The sequence below is a fragment of the Mesorhizobium sp. CAU 1741 genome (genome assembly GCF_039839275.1).
Taxonomy (GTDB): Bacteria; Pseudomonadota; Alphaproteobacteria; order Rhizobiales; family Rhizobiaceae; genus Aerobium.
Genome location: NZ_JBDOQP010000001.1, coordinates 608,922 through 623,709 on the forward strand (window position 1 = coordinate 608,922; position 14,788 = coordinate 623,709).

Sequence of the window (14,788 nt, forward strand, 5' to 3'; positions counted from 1 at the left end):
ACATCACAGATCGATTTCGTAAAAGCCCAGCGCTTCTTCGAGTTCTTCCTGCTCATAGCCGAAATGCGAGATGACGAATTTCTCCAGGCGCTCGAACGCTTCGCGGAGGTCGGCGAAGGTCTGGGGACCGGGCGCTTCGATTGCAGCGCCCGCGGCGACTTCCATCTTCTCGATATAGTCGTGGACGATGCCGTGCTCGGCGACCAGCCTGTCGACGACCTTGCGCAGGCCGTCATTGTCCTGCGCGGCGAGCGCTGGGAAGAGATAGCGGTCCTCGATGCCATGATGGGCGCTGAGCATACCGCATTCGCGGCCACAGACATTTCCGAAGACGCGATAGTTGTGGCGCATGTCGAGGTCGGACAACGCCTCGTCGAGCGCCGCCACCCTGGCCTCGCCGGCCGCGACCTGTTCCATCACGTGGCGGACATGCGCCATCTGGCGCAGGTGCATCTCGTGGATCATCGCAAGCCGGCGGCCCTGCAGCCGATGGGCATGGGTGGCGCCTTCGATCGGTGGCGCCTTGGGTCTCGTCGCAGGATCGAGAAGGTCGATAGTGAAGCTCATGCGTGTCGGGTCCCTGGCTGTTGTGGCTGGGGGCGACGGACTGGTCGCCGGTATCTGTTGGAAACTGCCCGCAATCTAGGTGGCGGCGACCATGACGCAAGAAGGCACCCGCAGGTAACCGCAAAAGCTCCAAACGAGAACGGGCGCCTCGCGGCGCCCGTCGTGATGGATGAGACGAGCGTTCTAACGCTCGGCAAGGGCCGGTTCGCCCTTGCGCTCGCGGATCAGGTTGGCAAAGCGGCGGAAGAGGTAGTGCGAATCCTGCGGGCCGGGCGACGCTTCCGGATGATGCTGTACGGAGAAGACCGGCTTGCCGTTGAGCGCGATGCCGCAATTCGAATTGTCGAACAGGGAAACGTGAGTCTCTTCAACGCCTTCCGGCAGCGACTTCGAATCCACCGCGAAGCCGTGGTTCATCGACACGATCTCGACCTTGCCGGTGGTGTGATCCTTCACCGGGTGGTTGGCGCCGTGGTGGCCCTGGTGCATCTTAACGGTCTTGCCGCCGGCGGCCAGCGCCAGCATCTGGTGGCCGAGGCAGATGCCGAAGACCGGGAGGTCGGCGTCGACGAGTTCGCGGATCACCGGGACGGCATACTCGCCCGTGGCCGCCGGATCGCCCGGCCCGTTCGAAAGGAAGATACCGTCGGGATTCATCGCCAGGATGGTGGACGCATCGGTCTTCGCCGGGACGACGGTGACCTTCGCGCCAAGACCGGCGAGCAGCCGCAGGATGTTGCGCTTCACGCCATAGTCGATGGCGACGATGTTCATCTCCGGTTCGCCGGTCCGCTCGCCATGGCCTTCGTTCCATACCCACGGGGTCTCGGTCCATACGGAGGACTGGCCCGACGTCACGTCCTTTGCGAGGTCAAGGCCGAGAAGGCCCGACCATGCGGCGGCTTCCTTCTTGAGCGCCTCGATATCGAACTGGCCGTCCGGTGCATGGGCGATGACGGCGTTGGGCGCGCCCTTTTCGCGGATGAGGGCGGTGAGCGCACGGGTGTCGATGCCCGACAGTGCGATGATGCCGCGCTTCTTCAGCCATCCGTCGAGATGGCCGGCGGAGCGGTAGTTCGATGGATCGGTGATGTCGGCCTTGAAAATCGCGCCAACCGCACCGGCGCGAGCCGCAGGGTTCAAATCCTCGATGTCGTCGTCATTGGCGCCGACATTGCCGATATGCGGGAACGTGAAGGTCACGATCTGCCCGGCATAGGACGGGTCGGTGAGGATTTCCTGGTAGCCGGTCAGGGCGGTGTTGAAGCAGACTTCCGCGACCACCTTGCCGGTCGCACCGAGGCCGAAACCTTCGATGACGGTCCCGTCGGCCAGCACGAGCACGGCGGTGGGTGTCTTCTTCGTCCAGGGGGCGGTGTGCTTTTCGTTCGTCTCGGCCATCGCCGTTCTCCGTTCGTGAAAGCCGCGCTTGTATTCGCCCCGCGAGCAGGACATATCGCGCATGCGTATGCGCGGCGGGGAGCCGGGAGCTTCAGTCGCGCATCATTCAGATAGTATCGCCCGGTCCATAGGTGAAGGCATCGACGCGGTCAATGTTCGGCATGAGCCGGCCAGAGAAAGAAAAGGGACAAGTCATGCGCGATCAGGTGAGCCAGGCACTCAAGGACGCCCAGAAGAGCCAGGACAAGCAGCGTGTGTCGACGCTGCGGCTGATTAACGCCGCGATCCAGGACCGCGACATCGCCAATCGCGGATCGGGCAAGGGGCAGGCCGGCGACGACGAGATCCTGCAGATCCTGACCAAGATGGTGAAGCAGCGCGAGGAATCGGCCAAGGCCTTCGATGATGGCGGCAGGCCCGAACTCGCTGAAAAGGAGCGGTCTGAGATCGAGATCGTTCGCGAGTTCCTGCCAAGCCAGATGGACGAGGACGAAACCCGCGCCGCGATCGCACAGGCGGTGAGCGAAAGCGGAGCGGAGAGCGTGCGCGACATGGGCAAGGTGATGGCGATCCTGAAGGAGCGTCATACCGGCCGCATCGACTTCTCGCGCGCCAGCGGCATCATCAAGGAGATGCTGAGCAGGTAGCATGTCGCTTTTCGCGCATCCCTCATGGCCGGCACTGATAGGATCGTGGGAGGGAGGAGCATCACGATGCGGATTGCCGACAACGCGAACGAGCCGGGGCAGACTGCCGACATCAAGGGGTGGCGCAGAGCCGAGCGAGAACGACTGATCGCGGCGAGGCTCGCCCTGTCCGCCGACGAACGCGCAGCCCATGCAGCTTGCATCGCGCGGAAGCTGGATGCCGCCGCCGGAGATGTAAGCGGGAAGATCGTGGCGATCTACTGGCCGTTCCGGGGCGAGCCCGATTTGCGCGGTTGGGCCACGAGCGTCATCGACCGTGGCGGGCGCATGGCCCTGCCGGTGGTGGTCGCCAAGGCGGCGCCTCTCATCTTTCGCCTCTGGCAACCTGGAGACCGGCTCGAAAAAGGTGTCTGGAACATCCCCATACCGGCTGAAGGCGAAGCGGTTCTGCCCGATGTCGTGGTGTCGCCGGTGGTTGGCTTCGACGGCGGCAATTTTCGGCTGGGCTATGGCGGCGGCTTCTACGACCGCACGCTTGCCTCGCTGGCGAGGAAACCGAAAGTCTTTGGCGTCGGCTACGCGATGCAGCGCATCGCGACCATTCATCCGCAGGTCTACGACATTCCGATGGACATGGTCCTGACCGAGGAGGGGTAGGCGGCCTTCTACTCCGCCGCCTTCAGCCGCGTGGCGCCGAGCAGGCCCTTTTCCTCCAGGACCGGATAGGCGATCGAGGCGAGCAGCGAGTTGATCTGCTTGAGGTCGCGGATCGTGTCGAGGTGCAGCGTGCTGGTCTCCAGGCTCTTGCGCGCGCCTTCGCGGAGCCTGTCGAAATGGCGTTGGCTCGTGTCGCGTTCGAGATCGCGCAACCGGTCCTTCTCGCGCACGAGCTGGAGGGCCGCCGCCGCGTCCCGCGTGATGAGGACATTGAATGCTAGCCGGGCATTGTCGAGCACCGAGGCGTGCAGGTTTGAAAGCTCGCGCCAGCCCTCGGGGGTGAAGTTGAGGCCCCGGTCGAGCTTCTTCTTCACATGAACGAGCATGTTGCGCACGATGATGTCGCCGACCTGTTCGAGCTTGACGCAGGCGTCGAGCAATTCGCCGGTGCGGCGTTCTTCTTCGTCGTTCATCGCTTCAGGCGAAATCCGGGCGAGATAGAGCTTGATCGCGACATGCTTGCGGTCGACGCGGTCGTCGAGGGCGGCCAGCGCGTCCATGCGCGGGCGATCGGCTTCCTCGTAAAGCTCGATGATGTTTTTGAGCATGACCTCGATGGTCTCACAGACGCCGACCACGGAGCGCATGACGTTCGCCAGCGCGCGCGATGGAGTACCCAGTGCTTCTGGGTCGAGCGCGCTGGCCTCCTTGTCCTCGAGCGTAAACGCGCGCGCCGGCGCCGTATAGGCGATCATCGCCTCGACACCGCGATTGACGATGCCCGCGAATGGCATGCCGACGATCGCCAAAGCCAGGTTGAACGCGATGTGCGCGTGGATGATCTGGAGTGGCGCGGAAGAACCGAGCATGTCGAGCGGCGGCGAGAAGATCGCCATAGCGGCCAGAACGATGATGGCGCCGATGGCCCGCATTACCAGATTTCCGAACGGCACCGTGCGGCTCGGTGCGGGCATCGCCCGCGACAGGATCGCTGCGATCAGCCCCCCGCCGAGGTTGGCGCCCAGCACCAGCACCACGCCGAGCTCGGCGGGAACGAGGCCCCGCGACGCTAGGGCGACGATCAGCAGGATGAAGGCGACGCTTGAATGAAACAGCCAGGTGGCGATGGCGGCGATGAGAAAGGCGGTCACCGGATCGCCCGACAGGTAATTGACGACGACCGGCAGGATGCGGCTTTCGCGCAGCGGCTCCGATGCCTGTCCGATGAGCTGGAGCGACAGGATCAACAGCCCGACACCGACGAGAATACGGCCGAACTGCCGCCAGGACCGCCGCTCGGTGGCGAGGAAGATGGCGGTCCCTGCAAACAGCGCGATCGGAACGACCAGAGAGAGGTTGAAGCTCAGCAGCTTGACGACGATAGCCGAGCCGAGATCTGCGCCCAGCACCGCGACGAGGCCTGACGCACCGGAGACGATTCCGGAACCGGCGAAGGATCCAACGAGCAGTGAGACCGCTGTCGCACTCTGCAGGCAGATGGCGAGCAGGGCGCCGGCGAGCACCGCGAGAAGCGGGTTCTTGAGGGTTCCACGAAGCTTGCGGCGCAGGACGTCGCCATAGGCGCGCTCGACGCCGGTGCGTACCATGCGTGTCGCCCAAAGGAGCAACGCGACTGCGCCCGCCAGGTGGATGAGCACCACGGAACCGGTCATCGGGTCGCCCCGTCGAACGGCTCGCTGCAGGTGATTGGGAGGAATGAAATCATGGTCGGCAAATCACTGAATCGCGGAAAGGTTCACGCGATTCTATATTAGCCGATTAATCTTTGCATGCGCTATTTGCGCCGCTCGTGCGAGCGGCGCATGGGTCAGGCAGCGCTTGCTGCGACGGCTGCCCGGCCGCTGGACAGCGTTTCCTCCACGCCATCGAGCGGGGCTGGCCGTCCCAGCAGGTACCCCTGGCCGATCTGGCAGAATTCCTGCGACAGGAAAGCCAGTTCCTCGGAGGTCTCCACGCCTTCGGCGAGAACCGGCAGTCCCAGGCCGCGGCCGATGCCGAGGACGGCCTTCACGATGGTCGCAGCCTGCTGGTTGGTATCGACCGATCGGATGAACGAGGCGTCGATCTTGATCTTGTCGAAGGGGAAGGCGCGCAGGTTGGACAGCGACGAGTAGCCGGTGCCGAAATCGTCCATGGCGACCTTCACGCCGAGCGCCTTGATGCGCCGCAGCGTGGCCAGCGCACGGTTCATGTCGCGCACCAGGGCGGTCTCGGTGATCTCCAGTTCGAGACGGCTCGGCGCGAGGCCCGACTTGAGAAGAATGCCATGCACAGTCTGGGCGAAATCGCGGGTGTGCAACTGGACGGCCGAGACGTTGACCGCGACGATGACGTCTTCCGACCACCGTGCGGCGTCCATGCAGGCTTTGTCTAGCACCCATTCTCCGATCGGCACGATGGTGCCGTTTTCCTCCGCGATCGGGATGAACACTGCCGGCGAGATGTTTCCGCGCTCGGGGTGGTTCCAGCGCAGCAGTGCCTCGAAACCGATGGTCTCGCCGGTGTCGAGCTTCTTTTGCGGCTGGTAGGCGAGGCTGAGCTCGTTGCGGGAGATTGCGTGGCGCAGCTCGTGCTCCATAATCCGCCGCGAGCGGACCTCCTGGCCCATGCTGTTGTCGAACTGGCGCCAGGTGTTGCGTCCGTCGGATTTGGCACAGTAGAGCGCGGTGTCGGCATAGCTGACCAGCGTCTCGCCATCGGTCGCATCGTCGGGGCAGACGGCGACGCCGATGCTGGTCGACATCAGGCCTTCATTGTTGGCGTCGACGTTGCGTTCGTGGAAGGCGCACAGGATCGCCTGTGCGATCTGGGTGGCCTGGGCAGCCTCAGCAAGATTGGGCAGGATGATGGCGAACTCGTCTCCTCCCAGGCGCGCGAGCATCTGGTCACGCTTCAGGACGGAACCGGCGCATGCGGCGACCTTCTGCAGCATCGCATCTCCGGCGGCGTGGCCGAACAGGTCGTTGACCTCCTTGAAGCGGTCCAGATCGAGGCACAGCAGGGCAAGATGGCGACCGGACGAACCGCGATGGGCCTCGATCTCCAGTTCCAGCCGCTCGTTGAAGGCGCGGCGGTTGGGCAGGTCGGTCAACGCATCGTGCATCGCAAGATGGCGGATGTCGGCCTCCGCCTTGCGGCGCTCGCGCAGGTCACGCACGGCATAGACCATGTGCGGCGTGCCGTCATAGTCGATCTCCCGCTCGATGACCTCGACGGGCAGGCGTGTGGCGTCCGCGCGGACGATGGAGGCTTCCACTGCCTTGTTGGGGATTGCGAGTGCGTCGAGAGCCACGATTGCTCCGAAGCGCAGGCCGGTCATGTCCGCAAGCGGAATCCCGGCCATCGAGATGAAGCTGGCATTGGCGGTGACGACAATGCCGTCGCGGCATACGACCAGTCCTTCGACCGCGGCGTTGACGAGATCGCGCATACGCTGCTCTTCGTCGCGTGAGCGGCGAAGGTCGCGAATGTCGATCCACAGTGCGATGGCCGAAAACAGAAGGATGGTGAAGGCTGCGCAGGCAACGCCGAACGCAAGCCAGGTCGATGAAATGGACGAGGCGGGGATGGAGGCGAGCGCGTCGGGCTGGATGGTGACGGCGGCCATGGCGGTGAAGTGCAGACCGCAGATCGCCAGCGTGAGGACCAGCGCGGCGGTGAGATGACGGGTGCGGTGACGACGGGCGAGCGCGACGTGCAGGGCCAGGGCGCCGAGCGCAACCGCCACGACGAGCGCGACGGCTACGAAACGCTGATCCCAGACCAAGGCGCCGGGAACCTCGAATGCCGCCATGCCGATGAAATGCATGGAGGCGATGCCGGCGCCGATGATGGAGCCGCCGACCAGGTGATGGTCCCTGGTGTCGCGCGACGTGGCGACGGCGACGCCCACGCCGGTGATGACCACGGCGACGGCCAGCGAGAGAATTGTGAGAACCGCATCGTAGGCGGTCGGAAGGGCGGGAGCGAACGCCAGCATCGCGACGAAGTGGGTGGCCCATATGCCGAAGCCAATGGATGCCGCCGTCAGGCCGATCCAGCTATAGCGCGCCTTTCGACTGGCGTGGCGCACATGGTCGAGCAGCTTGACGGCTGTGAGGGCGGAAATGGCGCAGATGATCGCGGCCAGAAACACGAGCTTGAGGTCGTGGTCGTTCACGACGCAATTGTAGATGGTCAGCATGCGACCCTGATCCCCGCGAAAAGTTCATTCCCTTGAGTCGGTTGCAACGCATACTTCGTCCAAATTGAAAATTGCTTAAGTTCAACCGTGGGTGTCGAAGGTTTCCGATGCGTCACGCATATGTGAATAGCGGGGGTGGAGTGGATGAGTGGTCGCGCGCGGCGTCGTTCGTGCTTATATGCGAGCCTGACGAGGCTAACCCCAGATGCGCTTTACGCCCTCCTTTCTCGATGAGATACGCGACCGCGTGCCGATATCTTCGGTCGTCGGCCAGCGCGTGACGTGGGACAAGCGCAAGACCAACACGTCGCGTGGCGACTGGTGGGCCTGCTGCCCGTTCCATGGAGAGAAGTCTCCGTCGTTTCATTGCGAGGATCGCAAGGGCCGATACCATTGCTTCGGCTGCGGGGTTTCCGGCGACCACTTCAAGTTCCTGAGCGAACTGGACGGCCTGAGCTTTCCCGAAGCGGTCGAGCGGGTCGCGGAAATGGCCGGCGTCCCGCTGCCGGCACGCGACGAGCAGATGGAGCGGCGCGAAAAGGAGCGGGCGACGCTTACCGACGTGATGGAGATGGCAACCGCCTTCTTCCAGGAGCGCCTGCAGTCGGCCGACGGCGCGAAGGCACGCGCCTACTTGCGCGAACGCGGGCTGACGTCGATCACCCAGCAGTCCTTCCGGCTCGGCTACGCCCCGGAAGGCCGCAACGCGCTCAAGGAGTTCCTGGCTGGCAAAGGCGTGTCACGCGAGCAGATCGAGGCGTGCGGCCTCGTCGTCCACGGCGCCGATATACCTGTTTCGTACGATCGTTTCCGCGACAGGGTGATGTTTCCGATCGAGGATTCCCGTGGCCGCGTGATCGCCTTCGGTGGCCGGGCGCTGTCCAAGGACGTGCCGGCGAAGTATCTCAACTCCAACGACACCGAACTCTTCCACAAGGGCAACGTGCTCTACAATTTCGCCCGGGCACGGCGCGCGCAGGCGAAGGGCGGCACGATCATCGCCGTCGAAGGCTACATGGACGTCATCGCGCTGGCGCAGGCCGGATTTGAAAACGCGGTGGCACCGTTGGGCACCGCCCTGACGGAAAGCCAGCTCGACCTTTTGTGGCGCATGAGCGGAGAGCCGGTGCTGTGTTTTGACGGCGACCAGGCTGGGCTGAAGGCTGCATGGCGGGCGGCCGACCTGGCGCTGCCGCTGATCCAGGCCGGGCGAACGCTGCGCTTCGCACTGCTTCCTGAAGGGCAGGACCCCGACGACGTCGTCAGGAATGGCGGACCGGACGCTTTCCGCGAAGTGCTGGGACAGGCGCGGCCGCTGGCCGAGCTTCTGTGGCTTCGCGAAACGTCGGGCGGGGTCTTCGATACGCCCGAACGGCGCGCCGAGCTCGAGAAGACGTTGCGTGAAATGACCGGCCGCATCCGGGACGAAAGCGTGCGGCGTCATTACAGCCAGGACATGCGCGAGCGCGTGCAGGCCTTCTTTGGCCGAGACCGCAACAACAGCCAGCAGGGCCGCTTCGGCGGCAACGAACGCGGCGGCTATGGGGGGCGGGGCAAGGGCGGCCCGGCTGGCGGGCGCTTTGCCGTGAGCGAAAGCCTGGCCCGCTCGGCGATGGTGCGTACCACCGGCGGGCTGCTGCCGTTGCGCGAGACGGCGATGCTGGTGGCAATGGTAAACCACCCGCCGCTGCTCGAAGAGTATTTCGAGGCCTTCGAACACATGAACCTGCCGCATCCGGAATTGAAGCGGCTGCATGGCGCCGTCCTCGATGCGATGGCGCATGGCGTGGCGCATGAGCGCACCGCGATGATCGAGGCGATCGCCGGGGCCGGCTTCGCCGATCACTGGGAGCGTGCTGTCGCGCTGGTGCGCAAGGCACGCATGTGGCCAGCGCTCGAGGATGCGGCACTCGACGACGTGCGCGAGGCGTTCGGTCAGGCTGCCGCCCTCTACAGCCGTGCGAGGGAACTGCGTCAGCAACGGGCCAGTGTGCAGCAAGCTCTCGCGGAAGCGACGGAGAGCGGCGAGGAACAGTCGTGCCAGCATCTGCTGCATGTGCTCAACACGATCAGCATCGACATTGCCAACCTGGAGCGGCTGGAGGCGCTGGTCGACGGGTTTGGCGTGTCATCGGGCAGGGCGCAGGGCTGAGCCGGCCCTTGTAGTCGTGCCCCATCGATCTACATAAGCGTGGCGACGACGGGATCTTGCGGGATGCCGGGTCGCCACGAAGCGGCCCTTCGAGGACAATGCGAGCAATTGATTCGCTTTTTTGTGCCGAATCAGCTCTGTGCCGCTTGACCTTCCGCATGAATGACGGAATCAGAACGTTCGCAGTTTTCCGGGGCGTCTTGGACGTGACTGGTACACAAAAGACACAGCCGAAAGTTGGACGGGAAGGGGAACCCGCCATACATAGAGGCAGATGATGTCAGGGTTAATCGAGATTTAAGGCTCAGGCAGCTATCGCGACTGGACCGCGAGTGAAACCGCTTTCGGCGCGCACGCGGGATTTGACCGTCCCGACGGATGCCACCGCCGCTTGGAGAAAATACGACATGGCGACAAAAGAGAAGGAAGAGGTCGAAAACGAACGCGAGGGTACGGCCGACGGCCCCCTCCTCGACCTTTCCGACGACGCTGTCAAGAAGATGATAAAGGTCGCCAAGAAGCGCGGCTATGTCACCATGGACGAGCTCAATGCCGTGCTGCCTTCGGAGGAAGTGACCTCCGAGCAGATCGAAGACACGATGGCGATGCTGTCCGATATGGGCATCAACGTGGTCGAGGACGACGAGACCGGCGAAGAGGCGGAAAAAGAGGAAGGCGACACCGAAGAGGACGCCAACGAACTCGCCGAGCAGACCGGTACGGCCGTTGCCGCAACGCCGGCCAAGAAGGAACCGACAGATCGCACGGACGATCCCGTGCGGATGTACCTGCGCGAGATGGGTTCGGTCGAGCTGCTCTCCCGAGAGGGCGAGATCGCGATTGCCAAGCGCATCGAGGCCGGTCGCGAGACGATGATCGCGGGGCTTTGCGAAAGCCCGTTGACCTTCCAAGCGATCATCATCTGGCGCGACGAGCTCAACGAAGCCAAGATCCTGCTGCGCGAGATCATCGATCTTGAGGCGACCTATGCGGGCCCGGAAGCCAAGCAGGCGCCTGTCGTCGAACGGCCCGGCGAGGACGAGAACAAGGCGAAGGCCGACGATAAGCAGCGGCGTGGCCGCGAGGACGACGACATCACCAATGTCGGCGGCGAAAGCCGCGGCGAGGAAGAGGAAGACGAGGAGGACGAGGCCAACCTGTCGCTCGCCGCGATGGAAGCCGAACTCCGTCCGCAGGTGATGGAGACGCTCGACGTCATCGCGTCGACCTACAAGAAGCTGCGCAAGCTGCAGGACCAGCAGGTCGAGGCGCGTCTGGCGGCTGCCGGCTCGCTGTCTTCGAGCCAGGAGCGTTCCTACAAGCAGCTCAAGGACCAGTTGATCACGGCGGTGAAGTCGCTGTCGCTGAACAATGCCCGCATCGAGGCACTGGTCGAGCAGCTCTACGACATCAACAAGCGCCTCGTGCAGAACGAGGGCAAGCTGCTTCGTCTTGCGGAAAGCTATGGCGTGCGCCGCGAGGACTTCCTGAAGGAGTACCAGGGCACAGAGCTCGATCCGAACTGGATGAAGTCGATCGCCAACCTGTCCAGCCGTGGCTGGAAGGAGTTCTATCAGAACGAGAAGGAAACGATCAAAGACATCCGCGCCGAGATTCAGAACCTCGCCACGGAGACGGCGATCTCGATCCTCGAGTTCCGCAAGATCGTCAATCAGGTCCAGAAGGGAGAGCGCGAGGCGGCCATCGCCAAGAAGGAGATGGTCGAGGCCAATCTGCGCCTCGTCATCTCGATCGCCAAGAAGTACACGAACCGTGGCCTTCAGTTCCTCGACCTCATCCAGGAAGGCAATATCGGCCTGATGAAGGCGGTGGACAAGTTCGAGTACCGGCGCGGCTACAAGTTCTCGACCTATGCGACATGGTGGATCCGGCAGGCGATCACGCGTTCGATCGCCGACCAGGCGCGCACCATCCGCATCCCGGTGCACATGATCGAGACGATCAACAAGATCGTGCGGACCTCGCGCCAGATGCTGCATGAGATCGGTCGCGAGCCGACACCGGAGGAACTGGCCGAGAAGCTGGCGATGCCTCTGGAGAAGGTGCGCAAGGTCCTCAAGATCGCCAAGGAGCCGATCTCGCTCGAAACGCCGGTTGGCGACGAGGAGGATTCGCACCTGGGCGATTTCATCGAGGACAAGATGGCGATCCTGCCGATCGACGCGGCGATCCAGGCCAATCTGCGCGAGACGACGACGCGCGTGCTGGCCTCGCTCACTCCGCGCGAGGAGCGCGTGCTGCGCATGCGCTTCGGCATCGGCATGAACACCGACCACACGCTTGAGGAAGTCGGACAGCAGTTCTCGGTGACGCGCGAGCGCATCCGCCAGATCGAAGCCAAGGCGCTGCGGAAGCTCAAGCATCCGAGCCGGAGCCGCAAGCTGCGAAGCTTCCTCGACAGCTAAAGACACCAAAACCCGGCCTCGTGCCGGGTTTTTTCGTTTTGAGGATTCGTGCTAGCTTTCAAGGATAAGCAAGCCCGCCACACGTCCTGCCGAGCTATCATGAACGACATTACCCAGACCCTGCCGCGTGCTGACCTTGTCACCGTGAGCGATGCGAGCGAACGCGACCTCATTGCCGTGCAGGCGATCTATGCACATCACGTGCTGCACGGGCTCGCAAGCTTTGAGGAGGTCCCGCCCACTGTCGAGGAGATCGCTGCGCGACGGGCAGGGGTGCTGGCGGCAGGCCTGCCCTATCTCGTGGCCGAGTTGGGCGGGCGCGTCGTGGGATATGCCTATGCCACTGCATACCGCCCGCGCCCCGCCTATCGCTATACGGTGGAAGATTCCGTTTATGTCGAAGACGGGCTGGGCGGCAAGGGTGTCGGCACCGCTCTGCTCGGCCAACTAATCCAGCGCTGCGAAAGTGGCCCATGGCGGCAGATGCTGGCGGTGATCGGAAACAGCGAAAATGCCGGCTCGATGGGACTGCACCGTCGCATGGGGTTTGCAATGGTCGGGACCTTTGCCTCGGTAGGCTTCAAGCACGGACGCTGGGTCGACTCGGTGCTGATGCAGCGGGCGCTGGGCGATGGCGACGGGAGCCTAACAACTGCGTGAAACAAGACCGTCGATGATTGCCTTCAGTACCGCGCGATGATCGTCGGCGCTGCCGCCGGCTTCAATGGCCAGGGCTGCGCGGTCGTACATGGCCGCTAGTTGGGCTGTCAGCGCTTCCAGCGGCAGGGGCGGCAAGACACCTGCTTCGATTGCGGTAGCCAGTCCATCCTTCAGGGTGCGGTTGGCGTGGCGCGTCTCGATATCATCCATGATCGACCGGCCGAGGACAGACGGCCCATCCAGCAAGAGCAGCCGCGTTCGGCCCGGCGAATTCATCGCGTCTAGGAATGCCTCTCCGCCGGTGACAAGTGCGTCCCGCGGCGACAGGCTCTCAGGAGCGGCACGCTCGATCTCACCAGCGACCGATTGCGATTCCCGTTCCACGACGGCCGCCAGAAGTGCCCTCTTGTCGACAAAATGGTGATACAACGCCCCACGCGTGACGCCGGCTTCCGCGACGATTTCTGGCGTGGCCGTCTCCGCATAGGACTTTTCTACGAAGAGTTTCCGCGCCGCCTTCAGCAGGGATGCGCGCGTCGCTTCGCTACGCTGGTCGTTTGAGCGGCGAGATCGATTCTCTTGCATGCATGCAGCCTGTATGTTAATTGCCAATACATGCAGACTGTATGTTTTATGATCGAGAAAGGGAAGACTATGAATGTGACCAGTTACTATCCTGTGATCATGACCGGCGACGTGGCAGCCACCGTTGCCTTTTACGTGGAGCATTTCGGGTTTAGCACGGCCTTTGAAAGCGACTGGTATGTCCATCTAGCCTCCGAGACCAACAGCAGCGTGAACCTCGCGATCTTGCAAGGTGACCACGAGACCGTCCCGGAAGCGGCGAGGGGGCGAGTATCTGGACTGCTGCTGAATTTCGAGGTCGAAGACGTCGACACGGTGCATCAGCGATTGGCCGATGCAGGCCTCCCGATCTTGCGCTCTCTGCGCGACGAAGATTTCGGACAACGGCATTTTATCACCGCAGACCCAAACGGCGTGCTGCTCGACATCATCACACCGATCCCGCCAAGCGCGGCATTTGCAGCCCAATATACCGATGGCGCATTACCGCGCTAAGGTGACTTGCGCGTCAGTCGGATCGACTGTACCGCCGACGCGGATACGAAATCAGAGCACGTCTGGCTGCAGACGTGCCAGCCCGGAGGCAGATATGACCGCGGATGAACACGAGCGAACGGGCGGCTGCCACTGCGGAGCGGTTCGCTTCCGGGTGCGGCTTGCAGAGGGACTGGACAGCGCGCGACGTTGCGACTGCTCGTTGTGCCGGATGCGTGGTGCGGTGGCCGTCACGGCCCGGCAGGGCGATCTGACGATAACCCAGGGCGAAGACATGCTGGCGCTCTACACGTTCAACACCGAGGTTGCCGAGCACTATTTCTGCTCGCGCTGCGGAATATACACCCATCATCGCCGTCGTTCAGACCCGACCCAGTTCGGCGTCAATGCAGCCTGCCTCGACGGCGTCAGTCCGTTCGATTTCAGCGAAGTGATCGTCACCAATGGCCGCCAGCATCCAAACGATCGCGCGCAGCAGCCGGGGCCGTCCGTCGTCGGCACCTTGACGTTCACGCCTGCGACAGAGCGTTGAGCATGACCCGGCAATGTCTGCTGTCGCTGCAGACACAGGGGCCTGGCCTCTACGAGTTCACGGACCGGGCAACGGCTTTGGTGAAGGATGCGGCGGTCGACACCGGCCTGCTGACCGTCTTCGTACGCCATACCTCGTGTTCGCTCGTGATCCAGGAAAACGCCGATCCCGACGTGCGGCGCGATCTTGACGCATTCTTTCGCCGGCTGGTGCCGCCGTCGAACGACCCGTCCATGCGCTGGGTCGTGCACACGACCGAGGGGCCGGACGACATGCCCGCCCACATAAAGGCGGCGCTGACGGCGGTCTCGCTGTCAATTCCAGTCATGGATGGACGGCTGGCGCTCGGCACCTGGCAGGGCATCTACCTGTTCGAGCACCGCGACCGACCGCACAGGCGCGAGGTGGTACTGCATCTGGGTGCATGATCATCTTTTGATCGCGCCGCTACTGGCGCTATAT

The 14,788-nt window shown here is 63.5% G+C and carries 13 protein-coding genes; 8 read left to right on the top strand and 5 right to left on the bottom strand.

The window, feature by feature from the left end; all coding sequences use genetic code 11:
- Positions 1 to 3: 3 nt before the first annotated feature.
- Together AAFN84_RS02985 and carA are read right to left on the bottom strand one after the other, a co-directional pair.
- On the bottom strand, positions 4 to 567 hold the full coding sequence (locus AAFN84_RS02985) for a hemerythrin domain-containing protein (RefSeq protein WP_347513019.1): 564 nt from the start codon (positions 565 to 567) through the stop codon (positions 4 to 6).
- 183 nt (positions 568 to 750) lie between these two features.
- Entirely contained in the window at positions 751 to 1,968 is a 1,218-nt protein-coding gene (gene carA / locus AAFN84_RS02990; RefSeq protein WP_347513020.1) for a glutamine-hydrolyzing carbamoyl-phosphate synthase small subunit, read from the bottom strand.
- A gap of 194 nt (positions 1,969 to 2,162) precedes the next feature.
- Between carA and AAFN84_RS02995 the strand changes: the two genes are divergently transcribed.
- Together AAFN84_RS02995 and AAFN84_RS03000 are read left to right on the top strand one after the other, a co-directional pair.
- Complete coding sequence (locus AAFN84_RS02995; RefSeq protein WP_347513021.1) at positions 2,163 to 2,615, top strand: GatB/YqeY domain-containing protein; 453 nt, start codon at positions 2,163 to 2,165, stop codon at positions 2,613 to 2,615.
- A 66-nt stretch (positions 2,616 to 2,681) separates the two neighbouring features.
- Positions 2,682 to 3,272 carry a 5-formyltetrahydrofolate cyclo-ligase gene (locus AAFN84_RS03000; protein ID WP_347513022.1) on the top strand — a complete coding sequence of 197 codons (591 nt, stop codon included), beginning with the start codon at positions 2,682 to 2,684 and terminating at the stop codon, positions 3,270 to 3,272.
- Positions 3,273 to 3,280: 8 nt separating this feature from the next.
- Here AAFN84_RS03000 and AAFN84_RS03005 read toward each other — a convergent pair whose 3' ends face one another.
- Together AAFN84_RS03005 and AAFN84_RS03010 are read right to left on the bottom strand one after the other, a co-directional pair.
- A complete protein-coding gene (locus AAFN84_RS03005; RefSeq protein ID WP_347513023.1) occupies positions 3,281 to 4,945 on the bottom strand; it encodes a Na/Pi cotransporter family protein in 1,665 nt (554 codons plus the stop codon).
- Between the two features lie 155 nt (positions 4,946 to 5,100).
- Positions 5,101 to 7,476, bottom strand: a complete 2,376-nt coding sequence (locus tag AAFN84_RS03010) for an EAL domain-containing protein (protein ID WP_347513024.1) — start codon at positions 7,474 to 7,476, stop codon at positions 5,101 to 5,103.
- Positions 7,477 to 7,681: 205 nt separating this feature from the next.
- On the opposite strand from AAFN84_RS03010, the gene dnaG reads away from it, so the two are divergent.
- The 3 genes from dnaG to AAFN84_RS03025 all read left to right on the top strand — a co-directional run bounded on the left by dnaG (position 7,682) and on the right by AAFN84_RS03025 (position 12,714).
- A complete protein-coding gene (dnaG, locus tag AAFN84_RS03015; protein ID WP_347513025.1) occupies positions 7,682 to 9,628 on the top strand; it encodes a DNA primase in 1,947 nt (648 codons plus the stop codon).
- 407 nt (positions 9,629 to 10,035) lie between these two features.
- On the top strand, positions 10,036 to 12,054 hold the full coding sequence (gene rpoD, locus AAFN84_RS03020) for an RNA polymerase sigma factor RpoD (protein WP_347513026.1): 2,019 nt from the start codon (positions 10,036 to 10,038) through the stop codon (positions 12,052 to 12,054).
- 99 nt (positions 12,055 to 12,153) lie between these two features.
- Positions 12,154 to 12,714: an N-acetyltransferase family protein gene (locus AAFN84_RS03025; RefSeq protein WP_347513027.1), complete on the top strand. Its 561-nt coding sequence runs from the start codon at positions 12,154 to 12,156 to the stop codon at positions 12,712 to 12,714.
- On the opposite strand, the gene AAFN84_RS03030 is transcribed toward AAFN84_RS03025, so the two are convergent.
- On the bottom strand, positions 12,700 to 13,299 hold the full coding sequence (locus AAFN84_RS03030; RefSeq protein ID WP_347513028.1) for a TetR/AcrR family transcriptional regulator: 600 nt from the start codon (positions 13,297 to 13,299) through the stop codon (positions 12,700 to 12,702). The genes AAFN84_RS03025 and AAFN84_RS03030 overlap by 15 nt on opposite strands.
- A gap of 69 nt (positions 13,300 to 13,368) precedes the next feature.
- On the opposite strand from AAFN84_RS03030, the gene AAFN84_RS03035 reads away from it, so the two are divergent.
- The 3 genes from AAFN84_RS03035 to AAFN84_RS03045 all read left to right on the top strand — a co-directional run bounded on the left by AAFN84_RS03035 (position 13,369) and on the right by AAFN84_RS03045 (position 14,754).
- On the top strand, positions 13,369 to 13,794 hold the full coding sequence (locus AAFN84_RS03035; protein ID WP_347513029.1) for a VOC family protein: 426 nt from the start codon (positions 13,369 to 13,371) through the stop codon (positions 13,792 to 13,794).
- A 94-nt stretch (positions 13,795 to 13,888) separates the two neighbouring features.
- Positions 13,889 to 14,326 (top strand): GFA family protein, encoded by a 438-nt coding sequence (locus AAFN84_RS03040; RefSeq protein ID WP_347513030.1) that lies wholly within the window; start codon positions 13,889 to 13,891, stop codon positions 14,324 to 14,326.
- A gap of 2 nt (positions 14,327 to 14,328) precedes the next feature.
- Positions 14,329 to 14,754 carry a secondary thiamine-phosphate synthase enzyme YjbQ gene (locus AAFN84_RS03045; protein ID WP_347513031.1) on the top strand — a complete coding sequence of 142 codons (426 nt, stop codon included), beginning with the start codon at positions 14,329 to 14,331 and terminating at the stop codon, positions 14,752 to 14,754.
- Positions 14,755 to 14,788 lie beyond the last annotated feature (34 nt).

What these genes read in the sequence shown, in the direction of transcription:
- AAFN84_RS02985 (WP_347513019.1), bottom strand. Translation starts at nt 567, where the DNA reads ATGAGCTTCACTATCGACCTTCTCGATCCTGCGACGAGACCCAAGGCG.
- carA (WP_347513020.1), bottom strand. Translation starts at nt 1,968, where the DNA reads ATGGCCGAGACGAACGAAAAGCACACCGCCCCCTGGACGAAGAAGACA.
- AAFN84_RS03025 (WP_347513027.1), top strand. Translation starts at nt 12,154, where the DNA reads ATGAACGACATTACCCAGACCCTGCCGCGTGCTGACCTTGTCACCGTG.
- AAFN84_RS03000 (WP_347513022.1), top strand. Translation starts at nt 2,682, where the DNA reads ATGCGGATTGCCGACAACGCGAACGAGCCGGGGCAGACTGCCGACATC.
- AAFN84_RS02995 (WP_347513021.1), top strand. Translation starts at nt 2,163, where the DNA reads ATGCGCGATCAGGTGAGCCAGGCACTCAAGGACGCCCAGAAGAGCCAG.
- AAFN84_RS03035 (WP_347513029.1), top strand. Translation starts at nt 13,369, where the DNA reads ATGAATGTGACCAGTTACTATCCTGTGATCATGACCGGCGACGTGGCA.
- rpoD (WP_347513026.1), top strand. Translation starts at nt 10,036, where the DNA reads ATGGCGACAAAAGAGAAGGAAGAGGTCGAAAACGAACGCGAGGGTACG.
- AAFN84_RS03045 (WP_347513031.1), top strand. Translation starts at nt 14,329, where the DNA reads ATGACCCGGCAATGTCTGCTGTCGCTGCAGACACAGGGGCCTGGCCTC.
- AAFN84_RS03010 (WP_347513024.1), bottom strand. Translation starts at nt 7,476, where the DNA reads ATGCTGACCATCTACAATTGCGTCGTGAACGACCACGACCTCAAGCTC.
- AAFN84_RS03040 (WP_347513030.1), top strand. Translation starts at nt 13,889, where the DNA reads ATGACCGCGGATGAACACGAGCGAACGGGCGGCTGCCACTGCGGAGCG.
- AAFN84_RS03030 (WP_347513028.1), bottom strand. Translation starts at nt 13,299, where the DNA reads ATGCAAGAGAATCGATCTCGCCGCTCAAACGACCAGCGTAGCGAAGCG.
- dnaG (WP_347513025.1), top strand. Translation starts at nt 7,682, where the DNA reads ATGCGCTTTACGCCCTCCTTTCTCGATGAGATACGCGACCGCGTGCCG.
- AAFN84_RS03005 (WP_347513023.1), bottom strand. Translation starts at nt 4,945, where the DNA reads ATGACCGGTTCCGTGGTGCTCATCCACCTGGCGGGCGCAGTCGCGTTG.